Source organism: Haliea atlantica (genome assembly GCF_054779855.1).
Genome location: NZ_BAAGXL010000003.1, coordinates 916,556 through 936,289 on the forward strand (window position 1 = coordinate 916,556; position 19,734 = coordinate 936,289).

Here is a 19,734-nt window from a genome sequence, read left to right on the forward strand (position 1 = left end):
TCAAGCCACCTTCTCGGCAACGCGCATGATGGCGCTGCGAGCCCTGGGGTTGGCGGCAACTTCCGACTCCCCCGCACGCACGGCCTTGCCGATCAGCCGCAGGCGTCGATTGAGGGCAGCATCCCGCACCGGCACGCCCGGTGGCAGCGCATCGCCCCGGGCCAGGTCGCGCATGTAGCGCTTCACCAGGCGGTCCTCGAGAGAGTGGAAACTGATGACAACCAGGCGCCCACCGATACAGAGTAGATCCAAGGCATCGGCCAGCAGCGCCGAGAGATCGGTGAGTTCGCCATTGACCTGGATGCGTATCGCCTGGAAGGCACGCGTGGCCGGGTGCTTGTGCTTTTCCCAGCGGGGATTGGCCTCGCTGACAATGCGGGAGAGCTGGCTGGTGCGCTCGATCGGGGCCTCGGCTCGGGCGCGAACGATGGCCCCGGCGATGCGACGCGCAAAACGTTCCTCGCCATACTCTTTGAGGACGCGGGCGATCTCCGCCTCGGCAGCGCTGGCGAGCCATTCTGCCGCTGTCGCGCCCCGGCTGGTGTCCATGCGCATGTCCAGCGGGCCGTCGTGCTGGAAACTGAAGCCGCGTTCAGCCTCGTCGAGCTGCGGGCTGGACACACCGAGATCCAGCAGGATGCCATTCACCGAGTCCACACCGCGTGCGGCGAGCGCCGCCGGCAGTTCGGCAAATGAGCCGTGCAGAAACTGAAAGCGGCCGTCGCCGGCCGCCAGATCCTCCGCCACCCGGGCAGCAGCAGGATCCTTGTCGACCGCGAGAAGTCGCCCCTCCTGGCCGAGGCACGAGAGCACCGCGCGGCTGTGTCCGCCGCGCCCGAAGGTGCCGTCCACGTAGAATCCACCGGGTGTTGTCACCAGGGCTTCCACCGCCTCTTGCAACAGGACTGTTTGATGCACGTCGCCCACCTACAGGGTCAGTGACATGAGTTCATCGGGCAGCTCGGCATCTGGCCCCGAGTCCAGCAGTGCCTGGTCACGCTCGGCAAACCACAGTGCCTCGGACCACAGCTCCAGCTTGTTGCCCTGCCCCACCAGTACCAGCTTCTTGTCCAGCTGGGCGTAATCCCGCAGTGGCTGGGGCAGCAGCATGCGACCGTTGCCGTCCAGCTCCATGTCGGTTGCGTAACCGAGCACCAGGCGCTGGAAGCGCTTGACCGCCGGCTTCAGGGCCGGCAGTGCCTGGATCTCGCGCTCGATTCGCTCCCACTCGGGGAGGGGATAGACCACCAGACAGTTGGACTGGGTATCGATGGTTACCACGATCTGGCCGCCGCACTGCGCCAACAATGGCTCGCGCTGACGGGCCGGCATTGCCAGCCGGCCCTTGGCGTCCATGTTGATGTGCTGTACCCCTCGAAACACGGCCCTGATTCTCCACCGGCCTGGCCTTTGCTTCCACAAAAAACCAGTTTTACCCACTTAGCACCACTTTTCGACACTATAGGTCTGCGCGGAACAGGGTGTCAAGCAATTAACCCGCGAAAAACACTGTAATTTCAGGCAATTAGCGGAACTTTGGCAGGTTGGGCAGCCGGTTTTTCGAGTGCAAGACAGGGGCAAAACATGACCCAAAACAGACCCGTGGCGGGACATGCTAAGGATTCACTTTAAGTTACAGTCCGTTTATTTCTTTTGGGAGGCTGTATTTATCAGAAAACAGTCTAAGGGCTGGATCCCGCGCCCCGACTGGACGGCGGCGCGGATCAGGGGGAATAAGTGAGTCGGTCGGTAAGCCGGGTTCTGTCGTGGACGATCATTCATCTGCGACCGGCGTCACCGCCGGCCTGTAGCGACCTACCCGAATCCGCTGTGGGCCACAGCCAATGGATTCCTATTTGGTCTTGCTCCGGGTGGGGTTTACCATCGCCGTGCCTGTTACCAGCCACGCGGTGCGCTCTTACCGCACCTTTTCACCCTTACCCGGCCGAGGCCGGGCGGTATCCTTTCTGTTGCACTTTCCGTAGGCTCACGCCCCCCAGGTGTTACCTGGCACCCTGCCCTGTGGAGCCCGGACTTTCCTCCCCCGGCAGAACCGGGAGCGATCGCCTGACCGACTCGGCGGCAAGACTACCCGCTGTGCGCCCGCACTGGCAAGCGAAACCCGCTGCCGCCCGCCTTTTTCAATCGGGGCGGTGCTGGACCAGGTAATCGTAAAGCACCTTCTTGCGCAGGCCGGTCATATCGGCGACCACGGCGGCGGCACGCTTGGCCGGCAACTCCTCGGCGAGACGCAGCAGCCAGCGCGCCAGCTCTTCGTCCAGCGCCCGCTCCACGGCGGCGGCACCAGCCACCACCAGGACGATCTCTCCGCGCTGCTGATTGGCGTCTACCGCCACCCACTCACGGAGAGCACCCAGGGTGTCGCGACGCACGGTCTCGAAGGTCTTGGTCAGCTCTCGCGCCAGCAGTGCTTCCCGCTCCTCGCCAAATTCGCGGCACAGGGCATCCAGGGTTTCGCTGATGCGGTGGGGCGCTTCGTAGAATACCAGCGTGGCGCTCTCGCCCCGCAGCGACTGCAACTGGCTCGCACGCGCCGCGGGACGCGCCGGCAGAAATCCGGCAAACAGGAAGCGATCGGTCGGCAGACCGGCCACGCTCAGGGCGGCGATGGCCGCACAGGCGCCCGGGATCGGCACCACGCGGTAGCCCGCATCCTGTACCGCCCGCACCAGACGATAGCCGGGGTCGGAGATCAGCGGCGTACCGGCGTCCGAGACCAGGGCGACCACGCCACCCTGCGCCAGCACCTCCAGAATGCGCTGCTGGGCCCGGGCGCCGCTGTGCTCGTGGTAGGCCTGCAGCGGAGCGCGCAAATTGAAATGCTGCAACAACCGCAGACTGTGCCGGGTATCCTCCGCGGCAACCAGCGTGGCGGCTTCCAGCACCTCGAGGGCGCGGCGGCTGAGATCCGCCAGGTTGCCGATGGGGGTCGCCACCACATAGAGTCCGGATTCCACTCGCCGCTCCTGCCCGTATAATGAGGATTGATGCCGGCCGTGACCCGGTCCACTCCCCGACAAACCCGGAAGCATACCATGACCCGCGACCCCCGCGTTCGCCAGCCACTGCCTTCGCTCCTGTGTCTGGCCCTGTTGATCGGCCTCGGCGGCTGCGGCAGCGCCCCGGAACAGCCTGCCCCGGATACGCAAGCCGCGCCGGTCGCGGTGCCCGGCGCCAAACCGGAAACGCCACCACGACCTGCCGCGCCGCCCTCACCCCACGCAGCGCTGCACGCCCGCGTCGAGAGCCTGCTGCTGGCCGGTGAATCGCCGCAGGCGCAGCTCGCCCTGCGGCAGCTTCCCGATGCACTTCCAGCGCCCGAGCAGGCCTGGCGGGATTACTACCTGGGCTGGTCGAAGTGGTTGCAGGGCGAGGTGGTCGACGCCGCATCGATACTCGATCGCGCCGCCACTACGGCAACGGCGCCGCGGCTGCAACAGCGCATCAGTAACCTCGCCCGGCAGATTGCCACCCGGCGCGGGGAGCACCTGAAAGCGGCACAACTGGCGGCCGCACAACTGGAACTCACCCGCTCGCCCGAAGCGCGACTGGCACTCATGCGCGAGACCTGGCGCTCGCTGCTGCGCATCCCCGCGCAAGACCGACAACAGGCCGAGGCTGCCGCCACCGGGCACTGGCGCGGCTGGCTGTCACTTGCCGCCCTGGACCGGCCCGACCGCTCCGGCCAGGCCCTGCAGAAGGGCCTGACAGCCTGGCTCGCACAACACCCGCAACACCCCGCGGCCGCGACACTTCCCGGCGGGCTCGGTTTTCTGCTCCAGCCGCACGCCGAGCCCCGGCAGGTGGCACTGCTGCTGCCGCTCAGCGGCGAGCTCGCCGCCGCCGCGCGGGCAATCCGCAACGGCTACCTGGCACAGCACTATCTCGCCACCACCGAGGGCGGCACGGCCACACGCGTCCGGATTATCGATACCGGCGACGTCAAGGACGTCGAAAGCGCCTACCGGCGGGCTGTGGCAGGTGGCGCGGAGCTGGTTATCGGCCCGCTGGATCGCGGCGCGGTAGACCGGCTTGCCGGGCTGAGCCAACGCCCGGTGCCGGTCATCGCGTTGAATCGCGCCAGCGAGCCACCGAACCAGGTGGGCGCAGCCTTCCTGCAACTCTCCCTGGCACCGGAAGATGAAATGCAGCAGCTGGCAGCCCAGGCCTTTGGCAGCGGCGCGCGGCGCGCCCTGCTGGTACGTGCCGCCGGCGAGCGCGGCGCACGCCTCAGCGAAGCGCTGACCGCGGCCTGGCGGGCAGAGGGCGGCGTGCTCGCTGACACCTTGACCTACAGCAGTCCCGAGGCCTGGTCCGAGGGACTGAAAACAGTCCTGCATCTGCAGGCCAGCGAACAGCGGGCCCGCGAGGTCCGCGCCATGCTGGCCACCGGCATCGAGTTCAGCCCCCGCCGTCGCCAGGACCTGGACAGCGTCTTCCTGCTGACCAGCAGCCCCCAGGAGGCGCGCTCACTGCGTCCCCTGCTGAGCTTCCACTACGCGGGCAACCTGCCAGTCTACGCGCCCTCCAGCGTCTACAGTGGCAGCCCCGACAATCGCGACCGGGATCTCGACGGCGTGCAGATTGCCGAGCTTCCCTGGTTGCTGGGGGCCAATCCCGCGGCAAGAGTGGCACTGACAGCGGGTAGCACCGGGGACGAGCACTATCCCCGGCTGCATGCACTGGGGGCCGATGCCTGGTTGCTGCAATCGCGCCTGGCGCAGCTGCAGGCCGGCCCGGATGCCCTGATCCGGGGCAATACCGGAATCCTCAGCATGGACCCCGAGCTGCGCGTGCTGCGCGAAGCCAGGCCGGCCACATTTGATGGCGGCGACCTGCAGCCACGCTAGGCTACACTGCGGCGACACGGCGCCAGTCAGTGGAGAGCAGGGATGCCCGATGGACGAGAGTACGAGGAGCGCGCGGCTCGCTGGCTGCTGGCCCGGGGCTGGCAAATCCTGTGCCGGAACTTTCTCTGCCGGGCGGGCGAGCTCGACCTGGTGGCGCTGGACGGGAGCTGCCTGGTCTTCGTCGAGGTCCGCGCCCGCAGCCATCCGGGTTACGGCGGCGCCGCGGCCTCCGTGGACCGGCGCAAGCAGCGCAAGCTGCAACGCGCGGCGGCGGTCTTCCTGCGCCGGCACCCGCACTACGCCAAGCTGGCCTGCCGATTTGACGTGATTGCCTGGGAACCGCGACAATTCGCGCCTGACGCGGCACCCCGGTGGATCCGCAATGCCTTTGGCAGCCAACCCTGAACGCAGCGCGCCCCCAGCGAGCGCGCGGCCCTACTATCGGCGATGGAACTCGAGATGGATGACGACTACCCGTTCCTGGCGCAGCGCTGCCAGGAGGCCATAGAGGGCATCGCGTTCGCCGTGGACGAACTCGCACCGCCCCTGGTCGAAGCCGCCGCCTGCATTACCCAGGCCTTCCTCCAGGAGGGCCGCCTGTTCACCTGCGGGAACGGCCCCGATGCCGCCCTCGCCCAGCTGATCGCCTCGCGGATGCTGGCAGGCTTTGAGCAGGAACGCCCCGCACTGCCCGCCATGGCGCTGGCCGCCGACAGCAGCAGCCTGGGCAGTCTGGCCAGCCGGCACGGCCTGGACGAGGTATTTGCCCAGTCTCTGCGTGCATTGGCGCACTCTGGTGATATCCTGCTGTGCATCTGCAGCGGCAGCGTGGGCGGCAATCTGCTGCGGGCGTTGGAAGTGGCCCGCGAGCGCGACATGACCATCGTCGTGCTCTCGTCGGCGCGCGACGGCTCCCTGGCGGACAAGGTCGAGCCGGGCGAAGTGTTGCTGCCCTGCGCCGGCAATACCCTGGCCCGGGTCACCGAGCTGCAGATTCTCGCGCTCCATCTGCTCTGCGAGCTGGTAGAGCGCAACCTGTTTGGACATTACCACGGAAACTGACCATGAAAGTGATAGCCCCTTTTGCCCTGCTGCTCTCCGCCCTCATGCTCACCGGCTGCGGCACCATGCTCGCCAGCGTCGAAGCCAACCCCATTGAAGACCAGCCGGACCGCCGCACCGTGGCCCAACAGGTCGAGGACGAAAGCATTGAAGTCAAGGCGGTGGTCAACATTCACGCCGCGGACAAACGCTTCGATCAATCCCACCTGGCGGTGGTCAGCTACAACGGTTTTGTGCTGCTGGCCGGGCAGGTAGCGACACCCGAACTGAAAACCCTGGCGGCCAACGAGCTGCGCGACATCACCGGTGTGCGACGCATCTACAATGAGCTCGAAGTGGGCGCACCGACCTCGGCACTGACCCGCACCAGCGACGCCTGGATCACAACCAAGATCAAGTCCTGGCTTCTGGGCAATTTCGATACTCCCGGCCTGCGCACCAAGGTGGTCACGGAAAACGGCGTGGTCTATCTGATGGGCCTGGTTACCCAGCGCGACGCCGACCGCATTGCCGATGTCGCGGCCTCGGTGGCAGGCGTCAAGCGCGTGGTTCAACTGTTCGAGATCATTTCCTGACCCCGCGACTCCCGGGCAGCCCCGCCAACGCGGGGCCACAGGGCCAGAGGGGAGCCGGCAGGCCGGGCTTACTTGACCACTTTCAGAGAGGGACGGCCACCGCGCGAACCGGGTCCGGGCCGCTCGTCGGGGCCGGAATCGGGGCTGTCGGGCCCGTCGGGTGAGGGCGGTTCTTCCGGCTCGAACACCATGCCCTGCCCGTTTTCGCGGGCATAGATGCCCACGACGGCACCCACCGGTACCAGAACATCGGTGGGCGTGCCGCCGAAGCGGCCATTGAAACTGATCCAGTCATTGCCGATCTGCAACTCGATCACGGCCGACGGGCTGATATTGAGTACGATTTGCCCGTCCTTGACGTACTGGACAGGCACCTCGACACCCGGCCGCTGCGCATCCACCAGCAGGTAGGGCGTGCAGCCGTTGTCGACGATCCAGTCGTAGAGCGCCCGCATGATGTAGGGGCGGCTGGAATTCATGGTCGGTGGAACAGGAGTCATGCCTCGCCCCTCAGGAGCGCATCTCCCGCTCACGCTCGGTGAGACTTTCCTGGAAGGATTCGCGATTGAACAGCTCGCTCATGTAATTCAGCAGCGGCTTGGTCTGCCGGGTCGACTTGATCTCCACGTCCAGGGAAGGCAGACGCCAGAGGATCGGCGCCAGGCAGCAATCCACCAGGGTAAACTCCTCGTTCATGAAGAACGGTTTCTCGGCGAAGATCGGAGCGATTGCGGTAAGCCCCTCGCGAAGCTCCTTGGTGGCCTTGGACACCACATTGTCGCTGCGGGAATTCTGGATGGAGTCCACCAGCGAACACCAATCCTTTTCGATGCGGTGCATGTACAGGCGGCTCTCGGCCCGGGCCACCGGGTACACCGGCAGCAACGGCGGGTGCGGGAAGCGCTCGTCCAGGTATTCCATGATCACCTTGGACTCCCACAGCACCAGGTCGCGATCCACCAGGGTCGGCAGCGACGCAGTGGGGTTCAGGTCTGCCAGCTCCTGCGGCGGGTGCGCGGCGTCCACATCGATCATGTCGGCGGTGACACCTTTCTCCGCCAGAACGATCCGCACGCGATGACTGTACTGGCTGGTACTGTCGGAGAAGCAGGTCATGGATGCCCGGCGGGCAACCACGCTCATGACATTTTCGTCAGCTCTTTTCATGGGTCGGCTCGGATCTCTTCAGGTGATCGGGGCCGCGCCCGCGGGCGCGGCTCCAGGGGGTCTCAGTGTACGTCTTTCCAGTACTCGCGGTTGAGCAGCCAGGCGAAGACGAAGAAGATGGCGATGAACAGCAGCGCGAACAGGCCAATGCGCTTGCGCTCGGAGGCCATCGGCTCGGCGGTGTAGGACAGGAAGTTGACCAGGTCGTACATCGCGGCATCGAACTCTTCGGGCTCCATACTGCCCTTTTCGGCGATGGTGAACTGACCGCAGGGCTCTTCCAGGATGTCCTCACCGGTCAACGGATCGCGCTTGACGCCACCGTTGTCGGCGCGGGCCGGCCCCATGGCACATTCCTGCATGCCCTGCAGCTCCAGCATCACGTGGGGCATGCCGACGTCCTTGAACACCCGGTTGTTGACGCCGTAGGGGCGACTGTCGTCCCGGTAGAAGTTACGCAGGTAGGTGTACAGCCACTCCGGCTGGCGGGCGCGGGCCACCAGGGTCAGGTCCGGGGGGTTGACCCCGTACCAGACCTTGGCCAGACGCTCGTCCATGGCGTTTTCCATCAGCTCACCGATCTGCACCTCGGGATCAAAGATCAGGTGCTCCTGCATCAGGTCCTCGGGGATCCCCAGGTCCTTGGCCACGCGGTTGTAGCGCGAGTACTGCAGCGAGTGGCAGCCCATGCAGTAGTTCATGTACAGCTGGGCACCGCTTTGCAATGAGGCCTTGTCGGAAGGATCCGCGGTGAACTCGTCACAGGGGATACTGCCACAGGCATGCGCCGACTCCGCACCCACTGCCTTCAGCGGAATGATGGTCAGGGCGGCGATCAGGGCCAGCGCGCCCATGCTGCCCCAGAACCCGATACCGCCGTTGGTGGTCACCCGCTCCGGCACCGGCTTCACCTTGTCCAGGGATGACCAGATGGGCATCAGCAGGAAGAAGGCGAAGTAGAACACCGAACAGATCTGCGCCAGCACCGTGCGCTCCGGAGTCGGCGACTTGACGCCGAGAACACCGAGGATCAGGAACGACGCGACAAACAGCACCAGCATGACCTTGTTCAGGTTGCCGCGGTAGCGCCAGGACTTCACCGGGCTGCGATCCAACCAGGGCAGCAGGAAGGGAATCGCCACCGAGGCGGCGAAGGCCACGAAGCCCCAGAACTTGTCGGGCACCGCGCGCAGCACCGAGTAGAAGGGGGTGAAGTACCAGACCGGCGCGATGTGGTCGGGCGTCTTCAGGGCATTGGCTTCCTCGAAGTTGGCGTACTCCAGGAAGAAACCGCCCATCTCGGGCATGAAGAACATCACCGCGCAGAAGATGAACAGGAAGACACCGATCGCCTGCAGATCGTGCACCGTGTAGTAGGGGTGGAAAGCCACGCCATCCAGGGGCACACCGTCGGGGCCCTTGTTCTTCTTGATCTCCACGCCGTCGGGGTTGTTGGAACCCACCTCGTGCAAGGCCAGCAGGTGCAGGACCACCAGGGCCAGCAGGACGATAGGCAGCGCGACCACGTGCAGAGCGAAGAAGCGGTTCAGCGTGATGCCGGAGATCAGGTAGTCACCGCGAATCCAGGTCACCAGGTCTTCGCCCACCACCGGGATGGCACCGAAGAGCGAAATGATCACCTGGGCACCCCAGTAGGACATCTGGCCCCAGGGCAGCACGTAGCCGACAAAGGCTTCCGCCATCAGCACCACGAAGATCAGCATGCCGAAGATCCAGATCAGCTCCCGGGGTTTCTTGTAGGAACCGTAGATCAGGGCACGGAACATGTGCAGGTAGACCACCACGAAGAAGGCCGAAGCCCCCGTGGAGTGCATGTAACGCAGGATCCAGCCGTACTGGACGTCGCGCATGATGTACTCGACCGAGGCAAAAGCCTGCTCCGCGCTCGGGGTGTAGTTCATGGTCAGCCAGATGCCGGTCAGCAGCTGGTTAACCAACACCAGCAGGGACAGCACCCCGAAGAAGTACCAGAAATTGAAGTTCTTGGGCGCGTAGTACTTGCCCATGTGGGTGTTCCACGCCCGCATGATCGGCAGGCGGTCATCGACCCAGTCGCGCAATCCGGTAAGCATGTTGATCATCAGGCTGCCTCCGCGTCCACGCCGATTACCACGACGGTGTCACTTTCATAGGAATAAGGGGGGACCACCAGGTTGGTCGAGGCAGGCACCCCGGAAAAAACCCGGCCCGCGAGATCGAACTTGGAGCCATGACAGGGGCAGAAAAAGCCGCCCAGCCAGCTGTCGCCACCCAGGTCGGCCGCGCCCACTTCGGGACGAAATTTCGGCGCACAGCCCAGGTGGGTGCAGAGGCCCTCGGCCACGAAGATTTCCGGACGCAGGGCGCGTGCCGCACCTTCGATATACTCGGGCTGCTGGGAAATGCTGGAATCCGGATCCTTGAGCACGTCGGTGAGCTTGTCCAGATTGTCGAGCATCTCCGGGCTGCGGCGCAGCACATAGACCGGCTTGCCCCGCCACTCCACCACGATCATCTGACCGGGCTCCAGCTTGCTGATATCGGCCTTGACCGGTGCACCGGCTGCCTTGGCCTTTTCCGACGGGCTCCAGGACCCGACGAAGGGCACGGCAATACCTACGGCGCCGGCAACGCCAACCGCACTGGTCGCGGCCGTCAGGAAACGTCTCCTGCCGGTGTTCACGCCATCGCTACTCATGCTTCTTTCTCCTGGTTGACGGCCCGGCGACTCGCGCTACCCGACCGAAGGGACCACACTGCAAAAAATGCTGCAAATAGTAATGACTTTGCCCTTTCCTGACAAGGAGAAGGGACATTTTTCACCGCGGACAGCGAATGCAAGCCACTGTTTCATATACAAAAAAAACGCCCGGCCTGAATATGCAGACCGGACGTTCTTCGAGTACGGCGCAGTCGGCACAGGGCCGGCCGCGACACAATCAGCGCTTGGAGTACTGCGGACGCTTGCGCGCCTTGCGCAGACCCACTTTCTTCCGCTCGACTTCACGGGCGTCGCGGGTCACGTAGCCTGCGCTGCGCAGGGAGCCGCGCAGGGCCTCATCGTAATCCATCAGCGCGCGCGCCAGACCGTGGCGAATCGCACCGGCCTGACCGAAGCTGCCACCGCCTTCAACCGTCACGTTGACGTCGAACTTGTCGACCATCTCCACCAGCTCGAGGGGCTGACGAACGATCATGCGCGCCACTTCGCGACCGAAGTACTGGTCGAGGGGACGCTTGTTGACGGTGATGTTGCCGCCACCGGACTTGAGGAACACCCGCGCCGTGGAGGTCTTGCGGCGGCCAGTGCCGTAGTATTGGGTCGCTGACATAGTAGGATTCCGTTAGATATTCAGTACTTGCGGCTGCTGGGCAGTATGGGGATGCTGGTCACCCGCATACACTTTGAGCTTCTTGAACATGGCCCGACCCAGGGGGTTGCGGGGCAGCATGCCCTTGACCGCACCCTGCAGGACACGCTCCGGCGCCTTGTCGATCAGCTTTTCGAACGACATGGACTTGAGACCACCCGGGTACCCGGTGTGGCGGTGGTACATCTTGTCGGTGGCCTTGGCGCCGGTCACGCGGACCTTCTCGGCGTTGATCACCACGATGTAGTCACCGGTGTCCACGTGGGGAGTGTATTCCGGCTTGTGCTTGCCGCGCAGCCGGTGCGCAATTTCGCTGGCCAGGCGACCGAGGGTCTTGCCATCAGCGTCCACGACGTACCAGTCGCGGCTCACCGACTCGGCTTTGGCACTGAAAGTTTTCATGAATAACCGCCTCTTGGAGGGCTCCAATTTCGAGAGCGCGAATACTACTGAAACGCCCTTGGCATTTCAAGCGCACCGGAGAAAGAAAAAATCAGGGCCTGTGTTCCCGCGCCAGGTACTCGTGGGACTGCATTTCCTGCAGCCTGGACACCGTTCTCTGGAACTCGAAGGCCAGACGGCTGCCATCATACAGGGACAGGAGCGGCCTGTCTGCTGCCATGACCAGTTTCACGTTGCGGTCGTAGAATTCATCCACCAGGTTGATGAAACGCCGCGCGGCATCGTCATTGCGCCCCCCCAGGGCAGGCACGCCCGACAACACCACGGCGTGGAACTCCCGGGACAGCTCGATATAGTCATTCTGGGAACGCGGGCCCTCGCACAGCTCGCGGAAGTCAAACCAGACCACGTCATCGGCCATGCGCCGGGGCCGCAGCAGGCGCCCGTTGATCTCCAGGGTCTCGCCCTCCTCGCCCGCGTGCAGGGCCAGGGCTTCAAAGCTGCGCCGCAGACTACGGTCCGCCTCGGCATCGAGGGGGCAGTGATAGAGCTCCGCCTGCTCCAGGGTGCGCAGCCGGTAGTCCACCCCGGCGTCGACATTGACCACGTCGGTGTACTTTTCCAGCAGGGCAATGGCCGGGAGAAAACGCTGGCGCTGCAGTCCGTTCTCGTAGAGCCGCGCGGGCACGATGTTCGAGGTCGCCACCAGGGTCACCCCCCGGGCGAAGAGGGCCTGCATCAGGTTACCCAGGATCATGGCGTCGGCGATGTCGGTGACAAAGAACTCGTCGAAGCAGATCACCCTCGCCTCCTCCGCCAGGCGGTCGGCGACCTTCTCCAGGGGGTTCTTCTCCCCGTCCAGGGCCCGCAGTTCGGCGTGCACGCGCTGCATGAAGCGGTGAAAGTGCACTCGGCTCTTGTCGGCGAAGGGCAGGCTGTCGTGGAAGGTGTCCACCAGATAGGTCTTGCCGCGACCCACTCCACCCCAGAAATACAGCCCCTGCTCGGGCTCCAGCGCCAGGCCGCGCCAGCGCTGCCACCAGCTGCGGCGCGGTCGCGGGCGCTCCACCAGACGCTCGTAGAGTGCCTGCAGCAGGCGTACGGCGTGCTCCTGGGCGGGGTCGTGAACAAAGTCCTCCCGCGCGAGGTCCGCCTGGTAACGCTGCCAGGGTGTCAGCGCCGACTCGGTCACCGGGGTCTCTCCCATTGAAGGCTGAAAAACGCGGCACACTCTATAGCCGCCGCCACGGGAAGGCAACGGCTGCGGGACAGGCCGCGCCGGTTTCCGGTATACTCCTGAGCCTTCCATCCGCACACCGACAATGAGGTACGTTCGTGTACAGTCTGCCAGTTCTGATTGCCGTCGCTGTGGTTACCCTGCTGGTCGGCGCCGGTGCGGGTCTGCTCCTCGGCCGCCGCACGGGTGGCGACGCCCGCCGCCTGCGGGAGGCGGAGCGCAAGCTGGACCAGGTGATGCAGGAGAAACGCGGCTACGAGGCGGAGGTGGTCGAACACTTCTCCCAGACCGCCCGCCTGCTGAACTCGCTCACCGACAGCTATCGCGAGGTACACAATCACCTGTCCGAGGGCGCCGGACGCCTGTGCCAGGATCATGCGCCGGTGTCACTGGGCCGCCTGCAGGACCGCGGCGACGATGCCGCGATACCCGCGCACCTGGCCAATATTCAGCCCCCGCTGGACTACGCCCCGAAAAGCTCGCCCGAGGACAAGGGCATCCTCGCCGAGGAGTACGGCATTGAACGCCCGGCTCCGGAATCCCCACTGCGGGAGCACCGCGACCACTGAGGCCTCGCACGCGAGCGAGCCCTAGGCGCGTCTAGACGGGGTTGTCGATGTCCACAAAGCGGTGCTCCAGGCCGAAGCGCCCGGCCAGGTACTCCCCCAGCGCCTGGACACCGTAGCGCTCGGTGGCGTGGTGCCCCGCCGCGACGAAATGAATCCCCTCCTCCCGGGCCATGTGCACAGTCGGCTCGGAGACTTCGCCGGTGATGAACAAATCGGCCCCGGCAGCCAGCGCCTGGGGCAGGTAGGATTGGGCCGCGCCGGTACACCAGGCGATACGCCGCACCGGCGCCGCGGCATCGCCGATATGCAGGGGCTCGCGGCCGGTCAGCTCGGCCAGTTGTGCCACCAGCTCCCCCGCCGGGCGCGCTGCAGCCAGCTCTCCGATGTCACCCACGGCATCGCTGGCAGCGGGGTCCAGGGGGCGGCTTTCCCGAATGCCCAGGCGCAGCCCGAGTTGGGCATTGTTACCCAGCTGCGGATGCGCATCCAGGGGCAGATGGTAGGCCAGCAAACTGATGTCGTGCCCCAGCAGGGTAGCCAGCCGGCGGCGCTTCATGCCCGTGACCACCGCCGGTTCGCCCTTCCAGAAATAGCCGTGATGGACCAGCACCGCATCGGCCTCCCAGGAGACTGCCGCATCGAGCAGCGCCTGGCAGGCCGTCACCCCGGTCAGGAGGCGCCCCACCTCCGGCCGTCCCTCCACCTGCAGCCCGTTCGGGCAGTAGTCCCGGAAGCGTCCGGCTTCCAGGGTGCTGTCGATGTGCTGAACGAGCGTGGTCAGGGCGACCGGCATAGATGCTTCTCCTCTGGCTGTGATGGAGTGTCCACGGCGCCATCATATACAATACCCAGACAGACGACACGGCACCCGGCATGTTACTCAAGACCCTGCGCTTCATCACCTGGCCGGCCCTCACCGGGTTACTGGCCGCCCTGCTGATCCTGGACCGCTGGGTATTCCCGCAGCCGGGCCCGGTCGAGGCGCAGACCCGTGAGGGCCTGACCACCAGCTACGCCCGCGCGGTCAGCGCGGCATCGCCTGCGGTCGTCAATATCTACACCGCCAAGCTGATCCCGACCCGCCGCAACCCCCTGCTGGATGAGCTTTTCTACCGGCAGTACGGTGTGCCTCCGGCCAACCGCCAGCGCGTCGAACGCTCACTCGGCTCCGGGGTCATCATGAGCGCGGAGGGGCACATCCTCACCAACAATCACGTGATCCACGAGGCCGACGCCATTCAGGTCCTGCTACACGACGGCCGCACGGCGGCTGCACGGGTCATCGGCACCGACCCGGCCACCGACCTCGCGGTCCTGCAGGTGGAGCTTCCCGATCTGCACCCGATTGCACTGGGCGACTCGGATACGGCACGGGTGGGCGATGTCGTGCTGGCGATCGGCAACCCCATGGGCTTCGGCCACTCGGTGACCCAGGGCATCGTCTCCGCCCTGGGTCGCTACGGCCTGCAACTGTCGGTCTACGAGGATTACATCCAGACCGATGCCACCATTCACCTGGGCAACTCCGGCGGCGCGCTGATCAACACCCGCGGGGAGCTGCTCGGCATCAACACCCTGATCTACACCGGCAACGAACAGTCGGCCCGCGGCGCGACCGGCATCGGCATCAGCATGGCCATCCCCGCCAACCTGGCCCTGTTCGTGATGGAGGACCTGATCCGCTACGGCGAGGTCATTCGCGGCTGGCTGGGGGTGAGCGTGGCGCCGGCACGGGGGCTCGAGTCCGGCGCCGGGCGCCAGGTCCTAGAGGTCACCGGGGTTGCCGAAGGCGGACCGGCGGATCGCGCCGGCGTGCAGTTGCGCGACCTGATCACCCACATCGACGAAGAGCCTGTGGTCGACGGTCGCCGCACCATGCACAGGATCGCCCAGCTGCGCCCGGGGGACCGGGTCAGCATCACCGTGGTACGGGACAATCAGTCCATCGAACTGGAGGCCATTGTCGGCACCCTGCGCCAGTCCCCCAGCGTCTGATGCCGCCCCGGGCTCAGTCGGAGGTGGTCAGGCGCATCTCGGCGGAGCGGGCGTGGGCCGTGAGCTGCTCGCCCCGGGCCAGTACCGACGCCACCCGGCCCAGCGCCTGAACCCCCTCGGCACTGCAGTGGATCAGCGAACTGCGCTTCTGGAAATCGTAGACCCCGAGGGGCGAAAAGAAGCGCGCCGTCCTCGCCGTCGGCAGCACATGGTTGGGACCGGCGCAGTAGTCACCCAAGGTTTCCGTGGTCCAGGGGCCCATGAAGATGGCCCCGGCGTGGCGAATCGCCGGCAACAACGGCTCGGGCTCAGCCACCGACAGCTCCAGGTGTTCCGGCGCCAGCCGATTGGACAGCGCCACGGCTTCCACGAGATCGCGGGTGAGTATCAACGCCCCGCGTTCGGTCAGTGACTGGCGGATAATGGCCGCCCGCTCCATCTCCGGCAGCAGCCGCTCGACACTGGCCGCGACCGCATCCAGGTAGTCCGCGTCCGGGCACAACAGCAGAGACTGGGCCTGCTCGTCGTGCTCGGCCTGGGAAAACAGGTCCATGGCTACCCAGTCGGGGTCGGTACTGCCGTCGCAGATCACCAGGATCTCCGAAGGTCCGGCGATCATGTCGATGCCCACCCGGCCGAAGACCTGGCGCTTGGCCGTGGCGACAAAGATATTCCCCGGCCCGGTAATCTTGTCCACCGCCGGCACGGTGGGCGTACCAAAGGCCAGCGCCGCGACAGCCTGGGCGCCGCCCACGGTAAATACCCGGTGCACGCCGGCCAGTGCGGCAGCGGCGAGCACCAGGTCGTTCAACTCACCGTCGGGCGCCGGGACCACCATGACAATCTCGCCCACCCCGGCGACACTGGCCGGAATCGCATTCATCAGTACCGAGGAGGGATAGCTGGCCTTGCCGCCGGGCACGTAGATGCCGACACGATCGAGAGGGGTGATCTGCTGGCCCAGCAGGTTGCCCTGGGCGTCCCGGTAGTGCCAGCTCTCCTGGCGCTGATGCTGGTGATACTCGCGCACCCTCGCCGCCGCGGTTTCCAGGGCCTCGCGGGCCTCCGGCGCAAGACTCTCGAGGGCCTGCTGCAGGCGCTCCCGGGGCACCTCCAGTTCGGCGGCGTTGGCGGGGGAGAGACGATCAAAGCGCGCGGTGTATTCGAGCAGGGCCGCGTCCCCGCGGCGGCGCACGTCGGCGATGATATCGGCAACTGTCCGCTCCACGGTCTCATCCCGGGCGTCTTCCCAGGCCACCAGGGCGTCCAGCTGATCCTCGAAATCCGCATCCCGTGTCGACAGATAACGCAGCACCTCAGCCCCCCTCCACCAGGCTCGCCAGCTGGTCCACCAGCGGCTGAATGCGCCGGTGCGAAGAGCGCATGGCGGCCTTGTTGACCACCAGGCGGGAACTGATGGCGGCGATTTCCTCCAGCGGCTCCATGCCGTTGGCCCGCAGGGTGTTGCCGGTGTCGACGATATCCACGATCAGGTCGGCCAGGTCCATCATCGGCGCCAGCTCCATGGCCCCGTAGAGCTTTATCAGCTCGGCGTGCACACCTCGCGCGGCGAAGTGCCGGCGGGCAATATTGACGAACTTGGTTGCCACGCGGACACGGGCCTTGCCGCCGCGCCACCCCGTCGGCCCAGCTGTCATCAGGCGACAGCGGGCGATACCCAGGTCCAGGGGCTCATACAGGCCTTCGGCACCGTGCTCAAGCAGGATATCCTTGCCCACGACACCCAGCTGTGCCACGCCGTGACGCACATAGGTGGGCACATCCGAGCCGCGAATAATGATCAGCTGCAGGTCGTCGCGGGTGGTGGGAAAAACCAGCTTGCGGCTGCTGTGCACGTCCTCGAGCGGCTCGATACCCGCCCGCGCCAGCAGGGGCAGGGTCTCCTTGAGTATCCGGCCCTTGGTCAGGGCGAGGGTCAGGCGGTCCGTCATGGGCGTCATTCTCTCGAGCGGCGAATGTCGGCACCGAGCTGCTGCAGCTTCTCCTCAATGCACTCGTAGCCACGGTCAATATGGTAGATCCGGTCGATGACCGTTTCCCCCTGGGCCACCAGCGCGGCAATCACCAGGCTGGCGGAAGCGCGCAAATCGGAGGCCATCACCGGCGCGCCCTGCAGTTGTGGCTGCCCGGTGATGATGGCGGTGTTGCCTTCAATCACGATATGCGCGCCCATGCGATTCATTTCATGGGCCTGGATAAGGCGATTTTCGAATACCGTTTCAATCACGGTCGCCGTGCCCTCGGCGATGGCGTTGAGCGCCGTGAACTGGGCCTGCATGTCGGTGGGAAAACCGGGATAGGGTGCCGTCTTGATGCTCACGGCCCGCGGGCGTCGCCCGTGCATGTCCAGGCTGACCCAGTCATCGCCCTCCTCGATATCGGCCCCTGCCTCGCGCAGTTTCTGCAACACCACCTCGAGGGTTTCCGGGCAGGTATGACGCAGATGAATACGCCCGCCAGTCGCAGCTGCGGCAACCAGATAGGTGCCGGTTTCGATGCGGTCGGGCATCACGGCATAGTCGCAACCGTGCAGGCGCTCGACCCCGTCGATCACGATGGTGTCGGTACCGTGACCGCTGATGCGCGCCCCCATGGCCAGCAGGCACTGGGCCAGATCCACGACTTCCGGCTCGCGGGCGGCGTTTTCGATGATCGTGCGACCTTCGGCCAGGGCCGCCGCCATCATGATGTTCTCCGTGCCGCCCACGGTGACGGTCTCGAACAGGATCCGCGCGCCGTGCAGACGGCCGTCGACCCGCGCGTTGATATAGCCACCATCGACGGTGACCTCCGCTCCCATGGCCTCCAGCCCACGCAGGTGCAGGTCCACCGGCCGACTGCCGATTGCGCAGCCCCCGGGGAAAGACACATGGGCGCGACCGAAGCGTGCCAACATGGGCCCCAGAACCAGGATGGAGGCGCGCATGGTCTTGACCAGCTCGTAGGGCGCGGAAAACTCGGTGATGCTGTCAGCGCGCACGTCGATGCGCATCTGTTCATCCATGCTCAGTTTCACACCCATGCAGCCGAGGAGCTCGATCATGGTGGTGATGTCGTGCAGGTGCGGCAGGTTGCGGATGCTGACGGTGTCTTCGGTAAGCAGGGTCGCCGCGAGGATGGGCAGGGCAGCATTCTTGGCGCCGGAAATGCGCAGCTCGCCGTCGAGGCGATGTCCGCCCTGGATGACCAATTTGTTCACGATGACTCCCTGGGGCCTGCTGGCATGATTGTGAGGGCGCGCCGGGGCCTCAGCCCCGGGCCTGCCACTGGGCAGGCGTAAAGGTGCGGATATTGACCGCGTGAATGCTGCCGTTGGCGATCGACTCGCTGAGGGCAGCGTAGACCAGCTGCTGGCGCTGCACCGGGCGTTTGCCCTCGAAGACCTCGCCGATGGCGGTGATGTCGTAGCGATCACCGCCACCTTCAACAAACACTTCACAGCCCTCGAGCTGGGTTTCTAGCAGGGCGGTCACTGTGGCCGCGTCCATGATCTCCTCCTGGCCTCTGGGGATCGGATAAAGCCGCGCATTCTAGGGGAATCGGCGCGCCTTGGCGAGGCCGCGCGCCGAAAGCACCAGGGCAGCAATCGGGTCAGCTGGTCTCCCCGGCGTCATCCAGCTCCACGGCCGACCAGTTGGCGATAACCTGGTCGAGGTTGCCATCATACTTGCGGGCGGCGGATTCAAACTGGCTCTGGTAAATCTTGCCGAGGTTGACATCCTCGATCACCATGTTGCGCAGCTTCCACAGGCCGTCACCGTCGCGCCCCATGTAATAGACCACTTCGTAGGGCGCCTTGTCGCCGGCGTGGATGAACTGCTGCACGGCCACCCGGCTGGCGCCCTCCTCGACCTCCGGTACGGGCACGTCAATACGGGAGCCACCAAAGGCGAGCAGGCCCTTGCCGTAAGTGCGCACCAGGCCCTGGCGCATCACTTCGGTGAAACGCTCGAGCTGCTCCCGCAGCTTTTCGCGCCCGGCCTGATCGAGGGAGCGATAGCGTTCACTGCTGGCATAGGCGCCCATCACGCCGCGGGCGAAACCGCGAAAATCCACTACCGGGTCCAGAATCTCGTCGAGCGCGGAATAAAAGCGCTCCGGATGCTCATCGATGTAGTCATCCGCGGACTCGACCTCCGACATGACCCGTTCGGTCGCCGCGCGCACCACCTCGTGGGCGCTGCCCTCCCCTTCGGCCGCCTTGGCCGCCGCAAACAGCGGCAGAAGAACAAGTGCTAGTGCTGTGACATAACGCGTCAACGTGGTCATACCTGGCTTCCTTTTGACTGGATGCAATGCTCTGCGAAAGCAGACATTATACCTTCTCACTGCCCCCTCCACACCGGCAGTTTGACCACTTGCACCCACAGCAGTTCCCCCGCTGCAGGGGCCTCCGCGACAGCTCTGGGCAACGGCGTGGAGCGCGCAAGGCTGTTGTTCACGCCAATCCCGCCACGGTATCAT

At 65.5% G+C, this 19,734-nt stretch carries 22 protein-coding genes and 1 other RNA gene; 6 read left to right on the top strand and 17 right to left on the bottom strand.

Features of this window, described 5'->3' with window-relative positions; genetic code table 11:
- From rsmH to rsmI, 4 genes are all read right to left on the bottom strand, one after another.
- Positions 1–927 (bottom strand): 16S rRNA (cytosine(1402)-N(4))-methyltransferase RsmH, encoded by a 927-nt coding sequence (gene rsmH / locus ACYVGS_RS04280; RefSeq protein WP_460587399.1) that lies wholly within the window; start codon positions 925–927, stop codon positions 1–3.
- Complete coding sequence (mraZ, locus tag ACYVGS_RS04285; protein ID WP_460587400.1) at positions 928–1,383, bottom strand: division/cell wall cluster transcriptional repressor MraZ; 456 nt, start codon at positions 1,381–1,383, stop codon at positions 928–930.
- Positions 1,384–1,734: 351 nt separating this feature from the next.
- An RNA gene (gene rnpB / locus ACYVGS_RS04290) (RNase P RNA component class A) lies at positions 1,735–2,079 on the bottom strand.
- A 62-nt stretch (positions 2,080–2,141) separates the two neighbouring features.
- The gene (gene rsmI, locus ACYVGS_RS04295; protein WP_460587401.1) at positions 2,142–2,978 is read right to left on the bottom strand and encodes a 16S rRNA (cytidine(1402)-2'-O)-methyltransferase; all 837 of its coding nucleotides are present in this window, start codon (positions 2,976–2,978) and stop codon (positions 2,142–2,144) included.
- Between the two features lie 78 nt (positions 2,979–3,056).
- Here rsmI and ACYVGS_RS04300 point away from each other — a divergent pair, with 78 nt between their 5' ends.
- The 4 genes from ACYVGS_RS04300 to ACYVGS_RS04315 are packed head-to-tail and all read left to right on the top strand — an operon-like array spanning position 3,057 to position 6,508.
- Complete coding sequence (locus ACYVGS_RS04300; protein ID WP_460587402.1) at positions 3,057–4,871, top strand: penicillin-binding protein activator; 1,815 nt, start codon at positions 3,057–3,059, stop codon at positions 4,869–4,871.
- A gap of 42 nt (positions 4,872–4,913) precedes the next feature.
- Complete coding sequence (locus ACYVGS_RS04305; protein ID WP_460587403.1) at positions 4,914–5,276, top strand: YraN family protein; 363 nt, start codon at positions 4,914–4,916, stop codon at positions 5,274–5,276.
- Between the two features lie 54 nt (positions 5,277–5,330).
- Positions 5,331–5,933: a D-sedoheptulose-7-phosphate isomerase gene (locus tag ACYVGS_RS04310; RefSeq protein ID WP_460587404.1), complete on the top strand. Its 603-nt coding sequence runs from the start codon at positions 5,331–5,333 to the stop codon at positions 5,931–5,933.
- Between the two features lie 2 nt (positions 5,934–5,935).
- Complete coding sequence (locus ACYVGS_RS04315; RefSeq protein WP_460587405.1) at positions 5,936–6,508, top strand: BON domain-containing protein; 573 nt, start codon at positions 5,936–5,938, stop codon at positions 6,506–6,508.
- 68 nt (positions 6,509–6,576) lie between these two features.
- On the opposite strand, the gene ACYVGS_RS04320 is transcribed toward ACYVGS_RS04315, so the two are convergent.
- The 7 genes from ACYVGS_RS04320 to zapE all read right to left on the bottom strand — a co-directional run bounded on the left by ACYVGS_RS04320 (position 6,577) and on the right by zapE (position 12,640).
- Positions 6,577–6,987, bottom strand: a complete 411-nt coding sequence (locus ACYVGS_RS04320) for a ClpXP protease specificity-enhancing factor (RefSeq protein ID WP_460587591.1) — start codon at positions 6,985–6,987, stop codon at positions 6,577–6,579.
- Positions 6,988–7,018: 31 nt separating this feature from the next.
- Complete coding sequence (locus tag ACYVGS_RS04325) at positions 7,019–7,651, bottom strand: glutathione S-transferase N-terminal domain-containing protein (RefSeq protein WP_460587592.1); 633 nt, start codon at positions 7,649–7,651, stop codon at positions 7,019–7,021.
- 86 nt (positions 7,652–7,737) lie between these two features.
- Complete coding sequence (locus ACYVGS_RS04330; protein WP_460587406.1) at positions 7,738–9,777, bottom strand: ubiquinol-cytochrome c reductase; 2,040 nt, start codon at positions 9,775–9,777, stop codon at positions 7,738–7,740.
- Positions 9,777–10,373, bottom strand: a complete 597-nt coding sequence (gene petA, locus ACYVGS_RS04335; protein ID WP_460587407.1) for a ubiquinol-cytochrome c reductase iron-sulfur subunit — start codon at positions 10,371–10,373, stop codon at positions 9,777–9,779. The genes ACYVGS_RS04330 and petA overlap by 1 nt, the downstream gene beginning before the upstream one ends.
- Positions 10,374–10,614: 241 nt before the next feature.
- On the bottom strand, positions 10,615–11,007 hold the full coding sequence (gene rpsI / locus ACYVGS_RS04340) for a 30S ribosomal protein S9 (protein WP_460587408.1): 393 nt from the start codon (positions 11,005–11,007) through the stop codon (positions 10,615–10,617).
- 12 nt (positions 11,008–11,019) lie between these two features.
- Positions 11,020–11,448 carry a large ribosomal subunit protein uL13 gene (rplM, locus tag ACYVGS_RS04345; protein ID WP_460587409.1) on the bottom strand — a complete coding sequence of 143 codons (429 nt, stop codon included), beginning with the start codon at positions 11,446–11,448 and terminating at the stop codon, positions 11,020–11,022.
- A gap of 91 nt (positions 11,449–11,539) precedes the next feature.
- Positions 11,540–12,640, bottom strand: a complete 1,101-nt coding sequence (gene zapE / locus ACYVGS_RS04350; RefSeq protein WP_460587410.1) for an AFG1/ZapE family ATPase — start codon at positions 12,638–12,640, stop codon at positions 11,540–11,542.
- Between the two features lie 143 nt (positions 12,641–12,783).
- Between zapE and ACYVGS_RS04355 the strand changes: the two genes are divergently transcribed.
- Positions 12,784–13,254 (top strand): Z-ring associated ZapG family protein, encoded by a 471-nt coding sequence (locus tag ACYVGS_RS04355; RefSeq protein ID WP_460587411.1) that lies wholly within the window; start codon positions 12,784–12,786, stop codon positions 13,252–13,254.
- Between the two features lie 31 nt (positions 13,255–13,285).
- Here the strand turns inward: ACYVGS_RS04355 and ACYVGS_RS04360 are convergent, their stop codons facing one another.
- On the bottom strand, positions 13,286–14,047 hold the full coding sequence (locus ACYVGS_RS04360; protein WP_460587412.1) for a Nif3-like dinuclear metal center hexameric protein: 762 nt from the start codon (positions 14,045–14,047) through the stop codon (positions 13,286–13,288).
- A gap of 80 nt (positions 14,048–14,127) precedes the next feature.
- On the opposite strand from ACYVGS_RS04360, the gene ACYVGS_RS04365 reads away from it, so the two are divergent.
- Positions 14,128–15,249, top strand: coding sequence for a S1C family serine protease (locus tag ACYVGS_RS04365; protein ID WP_460587413.1), 1,122 nt, complete (start codon positions 14,128–14,130; stop codon positions 15,247–15,249).
- Between the two features lie 13 nt (positions 15,250–15,262).
- Here the strand turns inward: ACYVGS_RS04365 and hisD are convergent, their stop codons facing one another.
- From hisD to ACYVGS_RS04390, 5 genes are all read right to left on the bottom strand, one after another.
- Entirely contained in the window at positions 15,263–16,564 is a 1,302-nt protein-coding gene (hisD, locus tag ACYVGS_RS04370; protein WP_460587415.1) for a histidinol dehydrogenase, read from the bottom strand.
- 1 nt (position 16,565) lies between these two features.
- Positions 16,566–17,201 (bottom strand): ATP phosphoribosyltransferase, encoded by a 636-nt coding sequence (hisG, locus tag ACYVGS_RS04375; RefSeq protein ID WP_460587416.1) that lies wholly within the window; start codon positions 17,199–17,201, stop codon positions 16,566–16,568.
- Between the two features lie 5 nt (positions 17,202–17,206).
- Positions 17,207–18,469, bottom strand: a complete 1,263-nt coding sequence (gene murA / locus ACYVGS_RS04380) for a UDP-N-acetylglucosamine 1-carboxyvinyltransferase (protein WP_460587417.1) — start codon at positions 18,467–18,469, stop codon at positions 17,207–17,209.
- Positions 18,470–18,518: 49 nt separating this feature from the next.
- Entirely contained in the window at positions 18,519–18,758 is a 240-nt protein-coding gene (locus ACYVGS_RS04385; RefSeq protein WP_460587418.1) for a BolA family protein, read from the bottom strand.
- Between the two features lie 103 nt (positions 18,759–18,861).
- Positions 18,862–19,539 (bottom strand): MlaC/ttg2D family ABC transporter substrate-binding protein, encoded by a 678-nt coding sequence (locus tag ACYVGS_RS04390; protein WP_460587419.1) that lies wholly within the window; start codon positions 19,537–19,539, stop codon positions 18,862–18,864.
- Positions 19,540–19,734 lie beyond the last annotated feature (195 nt).

Bases quoted from the DNA above. Each gene is read 5' to 3' on its own strand.
- ACYVGS_RS04300 (WP_460587402.1), top strand. From the start codon at position 3,057: ATGACCCGCGACCCCCGCGTTCGCCAGCCACTGCCTTCGCTCCTGTGT.
- ACYVGS_RS04305 (WP_460587403.1), top strand. From the start codon at position 4,914: ATGCCCGATGGACGAGAGTACGAGGAGCGCGCGGCTCGCTGGCTGCTG.
- ACYVGS_RS04310 (WP_460587404.1), top strand. From the start codon at position 5,331: ATGGATGACGACTACCCGTTCCTGGCGCAGCGCTGCCAGGAGGCCATA.
- ACYVGS_RS04315 (WP_460587405.1), top strand. From the start codon at position 5,936: ATGAAAGTGATAGCCCCTTTTGCCCTGCTGCTCTCCGCCCTCATGCTC.
- ACYVGS_RS04320 (WP_460587591.1), bottom strand. From the start codon at position 6,987: ATGAATTCCAGCCGCCCCTACATCATGCGGGCGCTCTACGACTGGATC.
- ACYVGS_RS04325 (WP_460587592.1), bottom strand. From the start codon at position 7,651: ATGAGCGTGGTTGCCCGCCGGGCATCCATGACCTGCTTCTCCGACAGT.
- ACYVGS_RS04330 (WP_460587406.1), bottom strand. From the start codon at position 9,777: ATGATCAACATGCTTACCGGATTGCGCGACTGGGTCGATGACCGCCTG.
- petA (WP_460587407.1), bottom strand. From the start codon at position 10,373: ATGAGTAGCGATGGCGTGAACACCGGCAGGAGACGTTTCCTGACGGCC.
- rpsI (WP_460587408.1), bottom strand. From the start codon at position 11,007: ATGTCAGCGACCCAATACTACGGCACTGGCCGCCGCAAGACCTCCACG.
- rplM (WP_460587409.1), bottom strand. From the start codon at position 11,448: ATGAAAACTTTCAGTGCCAAAGCCGAGTCGGTGAGCCGCGACTGGTAC.
- ACYVGS_RS04360 (WP_460587412.1), bottom strand. From the start codon at position 14,047: ATGCCGGTCGCCCTGACCACGCTCGTTCAGCACATCGACAGCACCCTG.
- ACYVGS_RS04365 (WP_460587413.1), top strand. From the start codon at position 14,128: ATGTTACTCAAGACCCTGCGCTTCATCACCTGGCCGGCCCTCACCGGG.
- hisG (WP_460587416.1), bottom strand. From the start codon at position 17,201: ATGACGGACCGCCTGACCCTCGCCCTGACCAAGGGCCGGATACTCAAG.
- ACYVGS_RS04385 (WP_460587418.1), bottom strand. From the start codon at position 18,758: ATGGACGCGGCCACAGTGACCGCCCTGCTAGAAACCCAGCTCGAGGGC.
- ACYVGS_RS04390 (WP_460587419.1), bottom strand. From the start codon at position 19,539: ATGACCACGTTGACGCGTTATGTCACAGCACTAGCACTTGTTCTTCTG.